This is a genomic window from Aggregatibacter actinomycetemcomitans (assembly GCF_023518055.1).
Classification (GTDB): domain Bacteria; phylum Pseudomonadota; class Gammaproteobacteria; order Enterobacterales; family Pasteurellaceae; genus Aggregatibacter; species Aggregatibacter actinomycetemcomitans.
Genome location: NZ_CP085096.1, coordinates 1,634,846 through 1,649,076, shown reverse-complemented (window position 1 = coordinate 1,649,076; position 14,231 = coordinate 1,634,846). Strand labels below are relative to the sequence as shown.

The 14,231-nt window shown below is 37.1% G+C and carries 12 protein-coding genes and 1 tRNA gene; 4 read left to right on the top strand and 9 right to left on the bottom strand.

Going from position 1 to position 14,231, the window contains the following annotated elements; translation table 11 throughout:
* Positions 1 to 124: 124 nt before the first annotated feature.
* The 8 genes from LIN98_RS08215 to orn form a co-directional block, all read right to left on the bottom strand.
* A complete protein-coding gene (locus LIN98_RS08215) occupies positions 125 to 1,918 on the bottom strand; it encodes a hypothetical protein (RefSeq protein WP_005545377.1) in 1,794 nt (597 codons plus the stop codon).
* A 24-nt stretch (positions 1,919 to 1,942) separates the two neighbouring features.
* Positions 1,943 to 2,302: a GtrA family protein gene (locus LIN98_RS08210; protein ID WP_014167692.1), complete on the bottom strand. Its 360-nt coding sequence runs from the start codon at positions 2,300 to 2,302 to the stop codon at positions 1,943 to 1,945.
* A 3-nt stretch (positions 2,303 to 2,305) separates the two neighbouring features.
* Complete coding sequence (locus LIN98_RS08205; RefSeq protein ID WP_053330344.1) at positions 2,306 to 3,226, bottom strand: glycosyltransferase family 2 protein; 921 nt, start codon at positions 3,224 to 3,226, stop codon at positions 2,306 to 2,308.
* Positions 3,227 to 3,237: 11 nt separating this feature from the next.
* On the bottom strand, positions 3,238 to 4,746 hold the full coding sequence (locus tag LIN98_RS08200; protein WP_005545374.1) for a fused MFS/spermidine synthase: 1,509 nt from the start codon (positions 4,744 to 4,746) through the stop codon (positions 3,238 to 3,240).
* The gene (locus LIN98_RS08195) at positions 4,733 to 5,350 is read right to left on the bottom strand and encodes a fused MFS/spermidine synthase (RefSeq protein WP_005545372.1); all 618 of its coding nucleotides are present in this window, start codon (positions 5,348 to 5,350) and stop codon (positions 4,733 to 4,735) included. The genes LIN98_RS08200 and LIN98_RS08195 overlap by 14 nt, the downstream gene beginning before the upstream one ends.
* A 28-nt stretch (positions 5,351 to 5,378) precedes the next feature.
* A complete protein-coding gene (locus tag LIN98_RS08190; protein WP_025298293.1) occupies positions 5,379 to 7,004 on the bottom strand; it encodes a phosphoethanolamine transferase family protein in 1,626 nt (541 codons plus the stop codon).
* A 233-nt stretch (positions 7,005 to 7,237) separates the two neighbouring features.
* A tRNA-Gly gene (locus LIN98_RS08185) sits at positions 7,238 to 7,313 on the bottom strand.
* Between the two features lie 98 nt (positions 7,314 to 7,411).
* Positions 7,412 to 7,960 (bottom strand): oligoribonuclease, encoded by a 549-nt coding sequence (gene orn, locus LIN98_RS08180; protein ID WP_005545363.1) that lies wholly within the window; start codon positions 7,958 to 7,960, stop codon positions 7,412 to 7,414.
* Between the two features lie 70 nt (positions 7,961 to 8,030).
* Between orn and rsgA the strand changes: the two genes are divergently transcribed.
* The 4 genes from rsgA (at position 8,031) to crr (ending at position 11,951) form a co-directional block, all read left to right on the top strand.
* On the top strand, positions 8,031 to 9,071 hold the full coding sequence (gene rsgA / locus LIN98_RS08175; RefSeq protein ID WP_005568194.1) for a small ribosomal subunit biogenesis GTPase RsgA: 1,041 nt from the start codon (positions 8,031 to 8,033) through the stop codon (positions 9,069 to 9,071).
* Positions 9,072 to 9,291: 220 nt separating this feature from the next.
* Positions 9,292 to 9,549 (top strand): phosphocarrier protein Hpr, encoded by a 258-nt coding sequence (ptsH, locus tag LIN98_RS08170; protein ID WP_005540961.1) that lies wholly within the window; start codon positions 9,292 to 9,294, stop codon positions 9,547 to 9,549.
* A gap of 113 nt (positions 9,550 to 9,662) precedes the next feature.
* Positions 9,663 to 11,390 (top strand): phosphoenolpyruvate-protein phosphotransferase PtsI, encoded by a 1,728-nt coding sequence (ptsI, locus tag LIN98_RS08165; protein WP_005545359.1) that lies wholly within the window; start codon positions 9,663 to 9,665, stop codon positions 11,388 to 11,390.
* Positions 11,391 to 11,450: 60 nt separating this feature from the next.
* On the top strand, positions 11,451 to 11,951 hold the full coding sequence (crr, locus tag LIN98_RS08160; protein ID WP_005540965.1) for a PTS glucose transporter subunit IIA: 501 nt from the start codon (positions 11,451 to 11,453) through the stop codon (positions 11,949 to 11,951).
* 125 nt (positions 11,952 to 12,076) lie between these two features.
* Here the strand turns inward: crr and prlC are convergent, their stop codons facing one another.
* Positions 12,077 to 14,116 (bottom strand): oligopeptidase A, encoded by a 2,040-nt coding sequence (gene prlC / locus LIN98_RS08155; RefSeq protein WP_148326183.1) that lies wholly within the window; start codon positions 14,114 to 14,116, stop codon positions 12,077 to 12,079.
* Positions 14,117 to 14,231 lie beyond the last annotated feature (115 nt).

The following is a 14,231-nucleotide window of genomic DNA, read 5'->3' as shown; positions in this document are numbered from 1 at the left end:
TTGTACCGCACTTTGGCGGGATTATGTAGTGGCTTTGAATTGATGTATGGTTACAGTGGGCATTTGGAATGAGAAAAAGTCATTATTTTAAAAAATGACTTTTTCTCATTACATTATAGTTAAGTTATTTGAGTTCGGGTTTAATAAATTTATATAAAATAATATTGGTGTTTTCATTGGCATCAATAAATTCAAGATAATCAGGTATATCTTTCTTATCTATTAATTTTTGAGCCATGATTTCTTTCCCCTTATATTTATCGGCTAAAACATTGGCAAAATTTTTCTCAATCAGAATATAATCCACATTATTTCTAATCAAGTATTTTTCTGCATCATCTGTATTAACTGACGTATAAAACCGCATTGTATCAGAATTTCCTCTTATATTTCTATGGTAAGGCGCAGAAATAGAAGCATTGGATGTTGTAGCAATAACGGCAGCACCTAAATCAATAGGAGGTAATATAATTTTATTTTCTAAATTGTTTTTATTAAGTAATTTTTTCGTCGCATAGTAGCTATTATTATATTTTTCGTCATAAATCTCTTTGGATTCATTTTCATCGTTGAAATTTATGATTATTTTAGTTGAAATTAATAGAAATGTAGGTATTGATAAAAATAAAATGATAGTTTTTGTTATCGGTAATGAACATTTCTCTCTTAATGAGTAGCAAGTATAAGCTTGTAAAGGAATTGCAACAGACATTGCTGTATAGAACATTCTTACTTGCCAAAATATTGCCAGTAATAAATTAGTGATTAAAGCGATATATATAATCCAGTAATTTAATTCCTTTTTATCAGATAAAAATAATGGAGAAAGGATAGCGGGAAGAATCGCAATAAAATAACCTATATCTCCGATATCCTGAGATATTGTCACAGTTAATGGTCTTGCTTCAGAGACAAAAGATAGCCAGTTATCCTTAAGGAAAATAGGGTAGTCGGCATACCCTCCTTTTATTAGGTTTGGATAAATAATTATGATAGGCAGAACTAAAGCAATACCTGTTACACACAAAAAAGCAATTTTTTTAATTTTGTTAGTAAAATGAATAGAAAACTTAATCAATAAAGTACAAAGAATAGATCCTGCAATAAAACAAAGTAAGAATGGAAATGATAAAGCGTCATATTGTGGGATAAATAATTCATTTGCAGGTCTGTTTAGTATTAATACTGCAAAAGATAGAATACTACTATGCAGGCATATTTTTTTGGCTAATTCTAAGTAATATAAATTATTCAGTAAACCATATAAAACAAATAGCATTAAAATGGCAACAAAGCTATATATGTTTTCTAGCCCTATCCATAATGATAAAACTATACTTATCGCTATAAAGAATGGCTGCCCGTTTTGATTTTGTTTATTTTTTGCTATAGAGAAAATGCAAAAAGATATTAATAAAATAAACTGAAGATTATGGTGATCTAAAGCGCCCGGAAGAAAACGATAACTAATTGGTGCTAATAGTGGAAACAGCATTGCTATTTTAGCTGTCTCCAGCCCAAATAAACGGTAAGATATTAGTGATATAATTAATAAAAAAATTAATAGATAAAGGAGTGGTGTTATAACATTCGATATGGTGAATGCGGTGTTCCAATCGGTGAAAATAGAAGCAAGCAGGGCTACCCCGGCTAATGGAATATCCACAACTCTGGACCAGTGCATGATAACGCCGTCTTGTGGGTTAAATTGAGGATCCGGCAGTAAATACCAATTCCCATTTTTTAACCACTCACTATATTGATGATAGCGCATAAGATCATCAGTATCACTCAATGCGAAATTTGCGACATCACTCCAGTTCCGTATAATTAAAAAAGTGGCACATAATATCCAAATAATACAAGCGATATAAACTAATTTTTTTATGTCATTATTTATAAATAATTTATTATACATATTAACCTTTTTAGTGTTTAATTATTACTTATTATTTCGAAAAACAATATATCTGGAATATAAAAAACCTAGGATTAGGCTTATACCGGAAGAGGTTATTAGCGTAATTGCCGGGAGCGCTTCTATTTTATCGGCTATCAATCCTATGAGATAACTCATTAAACCCATGAAGGAAACATAGAAAACCATTCGTGTAATATTAATTTCTTTTTCAAATGTATATTTTGAATTTACAAAAAAAGAGAATATTACGGCGGTACTGAATCCTATAAGGTTGCTTAATGACTGTACGTATGTTAACCGATAGAAAATATAAAATACTCCCCAGTGTATTATTGTATTTATGATACCTACTGAGAAGTATCGAAAGAATTGCTTTATCATTTTTTATTTAATATTGAGATAATTCATTCTTTTAAGTTCTTTTCTTGCATTGGATATTGAGTCTAGAATTAATGCAATTGCAAAAAATAATATAGCCAGAATCCCCATGCCGGTAGCGAATACAGCAGTAGATATTTTTAGTACCGTACCAAGCTTGAGATACTGGAAGATAACGGAAGTACCGGTAATCAGTGAAAATAGTGTGCAAATTAAAGAGAGTGTCATAAAAAATAATAGCGGTTTTTGCTCTCTAATTAAGAAGAAAATAAAACTTAATATTTTAAACCCATCTCTATATGTTCTTAACTTGCTCTTACTATTTTCTTTTCTTGAACTATAGTTAGTGGGAATTTCCTTTATTGGCATATTTAATTGTAATGCTAATACCGTCATCTCTGTTTCAATTTCAAACCCATTACTGATTAATGGTAAAGATTTGACAAAGCGTTTCGTCATTATTCTATAGCCGGAAAAAAGATCATTTATAGTTGAATTAAAAAAATAACTAATTATTTTTGAAAAAATTTTATTACCCAGTATATGACCTTTAGGGTAGGATTCTGATTTTCTATTTCGCGCCCCGATTATCATATCTAAGTTTTCCTGAATCAGGGTGTTAACTAAATCCGGAGCAATGTTGGCATCATAGGTATTATCTCCATCCACCAGAATATAAATGTCTGCATCAATATCTGCAAACATTCTGCGAACGACGGCACCTTTTCCTTGTTTAGGTTCATTGCGTACAATACAATCTAGTTTACTTGCAATTTCAAAAGTTTTATCTGTCGAATTATTATCATAAACGTAGATTTTTGCCAAAGGCAAAGCGGATCTAAATGAGAGAACAGTATCGGATATACTATGTTCTTCATTATAACAAGGAATTAATATTGCAATTGATTGATTGATTGATTGATTCATTCATAATTTACTTAATTAAAAAATCCATATTTATATTCTGTGATCATGTTTCCATCTGTAATTATTTCTAATGGGCGTCCTAAATTTTGGAAATTTATCTCTTCATAACGAATTAGAGGTTTTATAAAAATAGTATTAACGCCTTTCTCTAACTCTTCTTGTGAATTGAAGACATGACTTCCATTTTCCCATTTTAATCTTGATAATCCGGACGTAATTTGATCTTTGGTTAGTGCGCTGATCGGATTCAATGAAGCTAGTGACATATTCATATATTGATAAACATGAGGGAAAACTTCTTTTGAGGTGTAGTATGCATCATATGATTCCGTTGTGTTGAAATAGATAAAACCATTTTCATTTAAATGCGATTTTGTTAATTCTAAAAACTCTTTACTAAGTAAATTAGATGCATAATTTCTCCAATGGAATGTGGTATTCATTAGAATAAAGTCAAATTTTTTCTCAGGATTACGGTTTAACCAACGGCGACCATCATCAGTGATGAGATTGACCCGCTTGTCCTGTAGAAATTTGCCCATTTCAGAGTACATTCCGGCTAGCTGAGGATAGCCCGGATTTAATTCAATAACAGTCATTGATTCCAGTTCGGGCATTGATGTTAAAACTCTTGTCCAAGAGGCTGTACTTAAACCGATAACAAGAATGTTTTTCGCATGAGGTGCAATAACCGGTAATAAATAAGCTCTTTCAATGCCATTATGACTGTGATTCAAATTTGTATTTAGCATACCATCATAAGCATTACCGCCGAATACGAGTTTGTCATTGTTTTCGCTTAAATATACTTGAATAAAACCGTGTTTATTTTCAATCAGTTTCTCTAATTTTAAATATTTCCCGTTTTCATCTTTTTTCTTGGCTAATGAATGAATCATATTTTCAGGTAAAACGAAGGTTATCGCTATAATAATAGTAGCTATAAGAGCGGTTGTGCTTTTTAGCCATTTTTCTTGTATACAGAATGCAGCTGTAACCAGGGTAATAAAAGTGATGATAAAATATGTTTGTTGTGTAGTAAAAATGTCAAGGAGGTAAAATCCAATTAATATCGGAGAAATTGTACATCCCAGAACATTAGCAAAATAGACATTAGAAATTGCTGCACCTGTTTTTTTCTGTTCCGCACCTAAATGATGAACAATTGGGAACACAATTCCTCTTAGTAGTGCGCTGTAAAATATGCATACGATAAAGATGCCTAACATACCCTCAATAGGGAAATTAACTATTAGTGAGATTGTTAAGCAATCAAAAATTGAAGATAGCAGAAAAGAATACCCAATATATTGAACAGTTCCTTTTTCTGATTGGCATAAGCGCTTGCCAATTAAAGAACCACAAGCGATACCCAATAAAAATAAGGCAAGCGTTAAAGAAAATATTTGGGGTAGAGAAATACCATAGAAACCAAAAAGTCTAATCCAAATCACTTCTAATCCTAAGCTTAGGAAGCCACTTAGAAAAGATAATATTATTGCTTTTTTAGTGATTGTCATGACTGATTCCTTTTTTCCCGTATTTTAAGAATATAACTGTCGCTACAAGATAATTAATAATTGCTGCCAAGTAGATTACTTGTGTGATTGTAAAATAATTGAATAAGATAAACCCGGTTGTTATACAGGCAAATGCCGCGCCTAAAGTATTGGTAAAGTATAACCAGCCTATATTATTGCCAATATTATCAAAGTGTTGATTTAAATATTGTGTCAGCAGGGGAAGAGTGCTTCCCATTAGAAACGTAGGGAATAGCAATAAAACAAAGTTAGAGAACGCGACAGTAAGAAGTGCCGAATGTAAAAATAACGCTTGGGTTAAATTAATTAGTGTGGGGCTTAAGAAACCGAATGTACCAATCCCGATTTCTGTTAATGCGAAGAGTAAAATAATTTGTTTAGGAAATTTATCGGCAATGCGTCCGCCAAAATAAGCACCTATGCCTAATCCGGCCATAAAGACGGCAATAATAACAGTGATTGATTCTAAGTCTACTCCAAAAGCAGTAAATAACATTCTTTGCCATGCTATTTGATAAATTAAGGCAGCAAAGCCCGACATAAAAAATACAGATTTTACCGTTCCGGCAGAATATTTATCCATTATGATATCCTATTGTTTTAGTTATAATTTAAAAATTCGGTATATTGTCGTTTTTTAATGTGTCATAAGAAATATTTTCTCTGAAATTAAATACTTTAATGTCTTTATCATCTTTATTTGAGAAAAACTCATAGCCATTATTTAATTCTTCTGTTTTTATTCCTAACCATTCGGCATAACCATAGATAAAATTAAATGCACTTCGCTTCACATTCACTAAATTTCTTGATGTGTCATCACTGGAAAGTTTAACAAAGGGTACTTCAAAATTTTGTTTTGATTCTTCACCAAAATCTAAATCTATTTCTTCTTTGCTTTCTTTATTTTTGTGCGATAATCCATGATCTGAAAAATAAATTAAAGAATAACTTTCATTCTGTGCTTTTAATAAATAGACGATCTCTTCAATTAATTTATCCGTTTTTAAAATACTATTGACATAACAGGATAAACTTTCATTTATAAATTCGTATTTCTTTTCATCTTTTGTGATTCTCTGGCAAAAATTACGATGAGATCCCATCAAATGAATGACAAATAGTCGTGTATTATTTGCATAACTTTTCTCTTTAAATTTGACTTTAAGTTCATCCAGTAATTTGAAATCATCGGTATTATTGGTAATAAATCCACCTTTTTTCGTGAAGTAATGAAAATCTGCACTTGCACCTGATCTGCTGGCAAGAGTGTCATATTTTCCTATACACCCTTGATTTGATAGCCAGAAGGTTTTTATACCGGCCGCCTTCGCTAACGTGATAATATTAAAAGAATAATTTTTTTCGCCCTTATCTTTGGGTTTAAAATATAATGTATTTAATAGTGAATGGTATGTTGCCGGCGCAGCAGAAATATAACCTGCATTAATATATCCATTCGTTTTATCCAGGAATGGTGTTGTCGGCAACTTAAAACCGTAGCTTGACATATAATCCTTTCTCTCACTTTCGCCGATAATTAACACATAATTTTTATATTTAGGATGACTGGAAATAATATGCCAAGGAGATCGCATACTTTTAGCTGATTCTAAGTCTTCTTTATCACTATAATATTCGCTCACACTGTCTATTATATTCGCATAAAACGAAATCAGATTTATTGGGCTGTTGGCTAAAGTCCAACGGGAATCTACTTGTTCTGTGGAAGCATAATCGAAATGATGTTTTGTAGGGAGCCAAATAATACTCAGAATTGCTACTGCCGTTAATGCATACTTTAAGATCTTTTGATGTTTCATTTCTTGTTGAGTCGGTGGGGTTTCCGGTATTGCTTGTTTTCTTAGTCTATATAAAATATATCCGGATAAAATAAATAAGAATGGCAGTAAAAATTGGCTAAATTTTAATTTTCCTAAAAATTCAAAAGATTCTTCCGGGTTGGTTTCAAAAAAAGCAGCAACAACTCCGGAGTTTAAGTTTCCATAAGATAAATATATAGGCTGATAAATAGATAACGTTATGATAACGAATGTAATAAGGCTCCAGAATAACTTCTGATTTAGTGAGAATATTAAATAATAGATAATGTATATTACAAACATGCCATAATAAATAGTATTCTCAGGTGATATAATAAGCGTAATAAATGAGAAAAAGAGTAGCCAAATCCAAAAGATTCGGCTATTTAGATAATTAAGAAATTTTTTAAACATAAATTGGTTCTTTAGGTTTAAGACTGAAGATAACAGAAAAGACAAAGTAAGAGTGCTAATTTTATACCTAATAACTTATAACCTCAATAGCATTAGGGATATGCCAATGTAAAGATAAGTTAAAGATTTGTCAGTTTGTATTGAAAAACACCGGGAATTCTGACCGACTTTTCAGTCTCAAGGTCGCGCACAGAATAAAAAATCCCTCGCTGAAAGGCGAGGGATTGTAAATTTGGAGCGGGAAACGAGGCTCGAACTCGCGACCCCGACCTTGGCAAGGTCGTGCTCTACCAACTGAGCTATTCCCGCGTTCACATAAAACGAATGAGACGGCATTATACGAATATTTTTGTGCAGTGCAAGTATAAAATCGTGGAAATTACGCGCTTGTTTATATATTCGACGATTTAGTCCATCTTCAAAAAATGTTCACGATAATAGGCTAACTCTTTGATAGATTCACGAATATCGTCCAGCGCCAAATGCGTATTTTGCTTATTAAAGCCGTTTAAAATGTCCGGTCTCCAGCGGGCGGCAAGCTCTTTTAAGGTGCTGACGTCAAGGTGGCGATAATGAAAATAGTCGGCAAGTTCAGGCATGTATTTAAACAGGAAGCGTTTGTCCTGCGCAACGCTGTTGCCACAAATCGGGGAGGCGCCTTTCGGAACGTATTTTTTTAAGAAATCAAGTGTTTGTAGCTCTGCCGCGCGTTTGGTGAGTTTGCTGGCTTTAACACGTTCGATCAAGCCGTTTGCCGTGTGGGTTTTTACACACCATTCACTCATTTTATTCAGTAACGCATCGGGCTGGCGAATAGCAAGGACAGGGCCCTCGGCAAGGATGTTTAAATTTTTATCGGTCACGATGGTGGCGATTTCAATAATACGTTCTTTTTCCGGATCAAGTCCGGTCATTTCTAAATCAATCCAAATCAGATTTTGTTTATCGAATGACATGATATAAGGTATCCTATGCAAAATTTTTGTTATTCTAGCGAAAAACGCCCCAAAAAACGACCGCACTTTTATGAGCAAACCGAAATTAACTCAGAATCAACAACGCCGTATTCAGTCCAACAACAAGAAAGTTTTGCATCGCCATCAGAAAAAAGAGATTGAGTGGCAGGATGACATGTTGGGCGCGTCGCAAGAAGGCTTGGTGGTGACCCGCTATGCCCGTCATGCGGATGTCGAAAATGAGCGGGGTGAGATTTTCCGTTGTAATTTGCGTCGGACCTTAGCTGGTGTAGTGGTCGGTGACCGTGTAATTTGGCGACAAGGCAACGAACAATTGCAGGGCGTGAGTGGGGTAATTGAAGGTGTTCATCCGCGCCAAAATGAAATTTCCCGCCCGGATTATTATGATGGAATGAAAGTGATCGCCGCCAATATTGATCGCATTATTATCATTTCTTCCGTATTGCCGAGTTTATCGTTAAATATTATCGATCGTTATTTAGTGGTGTGTGAAGAAGCCAAAATTGAACCGATTATCGTGTTAAATAAGGCGGATATGTTGACGGAGTTGCAGTGGCAGGAGGTGGATTCGCAACTGGAAATTTACCGTAAAATCGGTTACCAAACGTTGATGGTGTCTGCTCAGAGCGGAAAAAATCTGGAAAAACTGACCGCACTTTTATCCGACGGTGTATCTATTTTTGTCGGGCAATCCGGTGTGGGAAAATCCAGTTTGATTAATGCGGTGCTACCTCATGTTGAAGCGCAAGTCGGGGAAATCAGTTCCACTTCAGGTTTGGGACAGCATACCACCACATCATCCCGTTTATATCATTTGCCGCAAGGCGGCAGTCTGATTGATTCGCCGGGAATTCGGGAATTCGGTTTGTGGCATCTGGAAGATGAGCAGATTACAAGAGGTTATCGTGAATTTCAGACCGTGTTGGGAACTTGTAAATTCCGTGATTGTAAGCATTTAAATGACCCGGGGTGCGCTTTGCGACAAGCCGTGGAAGAAGGAAAAATTAGCGCTGTGCGCTACGAAAATTATCACCGCTTACTCACCAGCCGAAGGGACATGAAATCACAACGGCATTTTTCTATTGAGTGAGATGGTTTACTGCTTTTTAGGCATTGAATGTTAATTTTTGGTTAAAAGATTAATTTATTTTGAATTTTTTTGTGATCTGATTCAAACTTTTGGGTAAAACGGCTTGCATCAGAAGATGAAACACAAGATACTGTCATTTATTTTAGTATTTTAAATAAATAATTGAAAAAATACTGAAATGAATTAAATGCATTCTATTAACTTTTTAGAGGAAAGTAACATGTATTCAAAAGATGTTGAAATTACTGCAGCTAATGGTTTACACACGCGTCCGGCAGCGCAATTTGTAAAAGAAGCGAAAGCGTTTGCTTCTGACATTACGGTCACATCCGCCGGTAAAAGTGCCAGTGCGAAAAGTTTGTTTAAATTACAGACACTGGCGTTAACTCAGGGAACTGTGATTACTATCTCGGCAGAAGGTGAGGACGCGGAAAAAGCGGTTGAGCATCTTGTTGCATTAATTCCTACATTAGAGTAATTAAGCAGCCATAATTTTCCTCCTTGTTGCTATAAGCTTTTGGATGGCGGGTTATGGCTTTTATTCTATTTAGTGAGTGATTGATTTTTGTTCAGTTTAATAAGAAGGTTACTATGATTTCAGGAATTCCGGCCTCTCCGGGTATTGTTTTTGGCAAAGCACTTGTGCTTAAAGAAGAAAAAATTGTACTTGATACGCAAAAAATTAAAGACAGCCAAATTGAAGATGAAGTGGCACGCTTTTATGCGGGACGCGATGCTGCGGTTGAACAGTTAAATTCTATTAAAGATCGGGCCTATCAATCTTTGGGGGAAGAGAAGGCGGCTATCTTTGAAGGTCATTTAATGATTTTGGAAGATGAGGAACTGGAAGAAGAAATCATTGATTACCTTCGTTCAAATCATGTCAATGCTGCAGTTGCCGCGAATGTGATTATCGATCAGCAAGTGGCGATGTTATCGGAAATTGATGATGAATATTTGAAAGAACGTGCCGGCGATATTCGCGATATTGGTAATCGTTTAATTAAAAATATTTTAGGTATGCATATCGTCGATTTAGGTGAAATTAACGAAGAAGCGATTTTGGTTGCCTATGATTTAACCCCTTCCGAAACCGCACAGTTAAATTTGGATAAAGTGTTAGGCTTTGTTACCGACATTGGTGGTCGCACCTCCCATACTTCAATTATGGCGCGCTCTTTGGAATTGCCGGCAATCGTGGGAACCAATAACGTTACCCATAAAGTGAATACCGGGGATTACCTGATCCTGGATGCGCTAAATAACGTAGTTTATGTCAATCCTTCTCAAGAAGATATTCAACGCTTGAAAGCATTACAAGCGAAATTGGTGGAAGAAAAAGCCGAATTAGCAAAATTAAAAGACTTACCGGCGCTCACGTTAGATGGTCACCGTGTCGATGTGGTGGCGAATATCGGTACAATCCGTGATGTGGAAGGCGCTGAACGTAACGGCGCGGAAGGTGTTGGTTTATACCGTACCGAATTTTTGTTCATGGACCGCGACCAGCTACCAACCGAAGAAGAACAGTTTATTGCGTATAAAGAAGTGGTAGAAGCCATGAATGGGAATCTCGTGGTGTTGCGTACCATGGATATCGGTGGCGATAAAGAACTGCCATATTTGAATCTGCCGAAAGAAATGAACCCGTTCCTTGGCTGGCGTGCAATTCGCATTGCGTTGGATCGTCGTGAGATTCTACATGCGCAATTAAGAGCCGTGTTGCGCGCTTCTGCTTACGGAAAACTAGCGGTGATGTTCCCGATGATTATTTCCGTGGAAGAAATTCGCGAATTAAAATCGGTGGTTGAAAAATTAAAAGTTGAATTGCGTAACGAAGGCAAAGCCTTTGATGAAGATATTCAAATCGGTGTAATGGTTGAAACCCCGGCGGCGGCCGTCAATGCCGGATTCTTAGCAAAAGAAGTGGATTTCTTTAGTATCGGTACCAATGATTTAGCACAATACACTTTGGCGGTTGACCGTGGTAACGAGTTAATTTCCCATCTCTATAACCCAATGAGTCCATCGGTGCTGAACTTAATTAAACAGGTGATTGATGCCTCTCATGCAGAAGGAAAATGGACCGGTATGTGTGGTGAGTTGGCAGGTGATGAACGCGCGACGATTCTATTGTTGGGTATGGGCTTGGATGAGTTCAGTATGAGTGCCATTTCTGTGCCGCGCATTAAGAAATTAATCCGTAATGTGAATTTCCAAGATGCAAAAGCCTTAGCTGAAAAAGCGTTACAGCAACCGACGGCTGCCGAAATTGAAAGTTTGGTCTCTGATTTTTTGTATGAAAAAGCATTAAATTAGATACAACTTTTAGATTTTAAGCTAAAATACGACCGCATTTTTTAACGTCAGGAGAGTAAAATGGGTTTATTTGACAAATTATTTGGTTCAAAAGACAAGAAAGCGATGGATGTGGAAATCTATGCGCCACTTTCCGGAGAAATCGTGAACATTGAAGATGTTCCGGATGTCGTATTCTCTGAAAAAATCGTTGGTGACGGTGTTGCAATTCGCCCGACCGGTAACAAACTGGTTGCACCGGTGGATGGCGTAGTTGGTAAAATCTTTGAAACTAATCATGCCTTTTCAATGGAATCAAAAGAAGGCGTTGAATTGTTTGTACACTTCGGCATTGATACCGTTGAATTGAAAGGCGAAGGATTTACCCGTGTTGCAAAAGAAGGTCAAACCGTAAAACGTGGTGATACCATTATTGAATTGGATCTTCCGTTATTAGAAGCAAAAGCCAAATCTGTATTAACGCCGGTGGTGATCTCTAATATGGACGAAATCAGTAATATGGAGAAAAAATCCGGTGAAGTGGTTGCCGGTGATTCCGTTGTATTGGTTCTGAAAAAATAACTCGGTTTTAAATAAGAAGGCTTACTTGTAATGAGTAAGCCTTTTTTCCATGGTAAAAAACACCTAAAATAATGACCGCACTTTATCGCCTGAAGGAAAAGTGCGGTCGTTTTCAACGGCGTTTTTTAATTTGCAATGCCTTTGTGGCGGAGTAGCGCATCTAATTGCGGTTCACGACCACGGAAGTTTTTGAATAACGTCATCGGCTCTTCGGAACCGCCTTTGGTGAGGATTTCATCCAAGAAAGATTGACCGGTTTTCGCATTGAAAATGCCTTCTTCCTCAAAGCGAGAATAAGCATCTGCCGATAACACTTCCGCCCATAAATAGCTGTAATAGCCCGCCGCATAACCGCCGGCAAAAATGTGGCTGAAGCTGTGCGGCATTCTTCCCCATTGTGCACCCAGAATCACCGCAACTTGGCGTTTCACGGCGTGTAGCATATCCAATACTTGATTCTGTTTATTCGGTTCAAAAGTATGATGCAAACGGAAATCAAACAACGCGAATTCCAGCTGACGCAAAACAAACATCGCCGCTTGGAAATTTTTCGCTTTGAGTAATTGGGTCAGTTTCTCTTTTGGTAACGGTTCACCCGTTTGATAATGACCGGAAATAAACTGCAACGCTTCTTCTTCCCAGCACCAGTTTTCCATAAATTGACTTGGCAATTCCACGGCATCCCAAGGCACACCGTTAATGCCGGCGACATCCGCCACATCGATTTTGGTGAGCATATGATGTAACCCATGCCCGAATTCATGGAACAGGGTAGTGACTTCATCATGGGTGAATAATGCCGGTTGATCACCGAGCGGACGATTGAAGTTACAGGTTAAATAGGCGACCGGTTTTTGTAGACTACCGTCGATGGTTTTGCGACGACCGATACAATCGTCCATCCATGCGCCGCCGCGTTTATGTTCACGGGCATACAAATCTAAATAGAAGCTGCCGCGAACTTCATCATTTTCATCAATTAAGTCAAAGAAGTGCACATCTTTATGCCAGGTTTCCACATCATGACGTTCTACGGCACGAATGTTGAAAATGCGTTTAATCAGTTCAAATAAGCCGTTAAGGACACGATCTTCCGGGAAATAAGGGCGCAATTCTTCATCGCTAATGGCATATAAATGTTGTTTTTGTTTCTCGCTGTAAAAGGACAAATCCCAAAGCTCAAGTGCGGTCAAATTATAGTGTGTTTTGCAGAAATCTTTTAATTCCTGTAATTCATGTTCGCCTTGTGCTTTGGCGCGGGTAGCGAGATTTTCTAAGAAGTCCAACACCTGTTGTGGATTTTCCGCCATTTTGGTGGCAAGGGATAATTCGGTATAGGTGTTGAAATCCAGCAATTTTGCTAATTCAACGCGCAGACTCAAAATTTCCTGCATAATTGCAGAATTATCCCATTTGCCCGCATTCGGACCTTGATCGGAGGCGCGGGTGGCGAAAGCACGATACATCTCTTCGCGCAATTCACGGTTTTCACAATATGTCATCACCGGAATGTAGCTCGGAAATTCCAAGGTAAAGCGATAGCCGCTTAACCCTTTGCTTTCCGCCGATTGTTTTGCCGCTTCCAGTGCGGATTCCGGCAAGCCTTTAAGAAGGTTTACGTCTTCAATGACTTTCTCCCAGCCCATGGTGGCGTCCAGCACGTTATTGCTGAATTGGGAGGTGAGCTCAGATAATCGCGCGGTGATTTCGCCATAACGTTGTTGTTTTTCCGGCGGCAAGGAGATGCCCGATAATTTGAAATCACGCAGGCTGTTTTCAATGGCTTTTTTCTGTGCTTGGCTGTAACCGGCAAATTCAGGGCTGTTTTTTAATTGCAAATAGGCTTCATATAACCCCTGATGTTGGCCGACCCACGTGCTGTATTCCGCCAATAGCGGCAGACAGGCTTGGTAGGCTTCGCGTAATTCGGAGCTATTTTTTACCGAATTCAAATGCGAAATCGGCGACCAAACTTTGCTTAAACGATCGCCGGCTTCCGTTAACGGCAGGATGAAATTTTCCCAAGTAAAGTGCGGTTGTTTTACCACGCGTTCGATGGTTTCACGATTTTCTTGAATCAGTTGCTTGATGGCAGGTTCGATATATTGCGGCTCGATTTTGGAAAATGCGGGTAAGGTGGTGGGTGTGAGTAATGGATTTGTCATTCAAATGTCCTTTTATTATAGAAAAAGCGAATATTATAGAAAAAACTGATTAATTAAATTGGGTTCGATTTTATGATTTCAAGCTTGAAAAATCCACCAATTCAAGGATAATTGC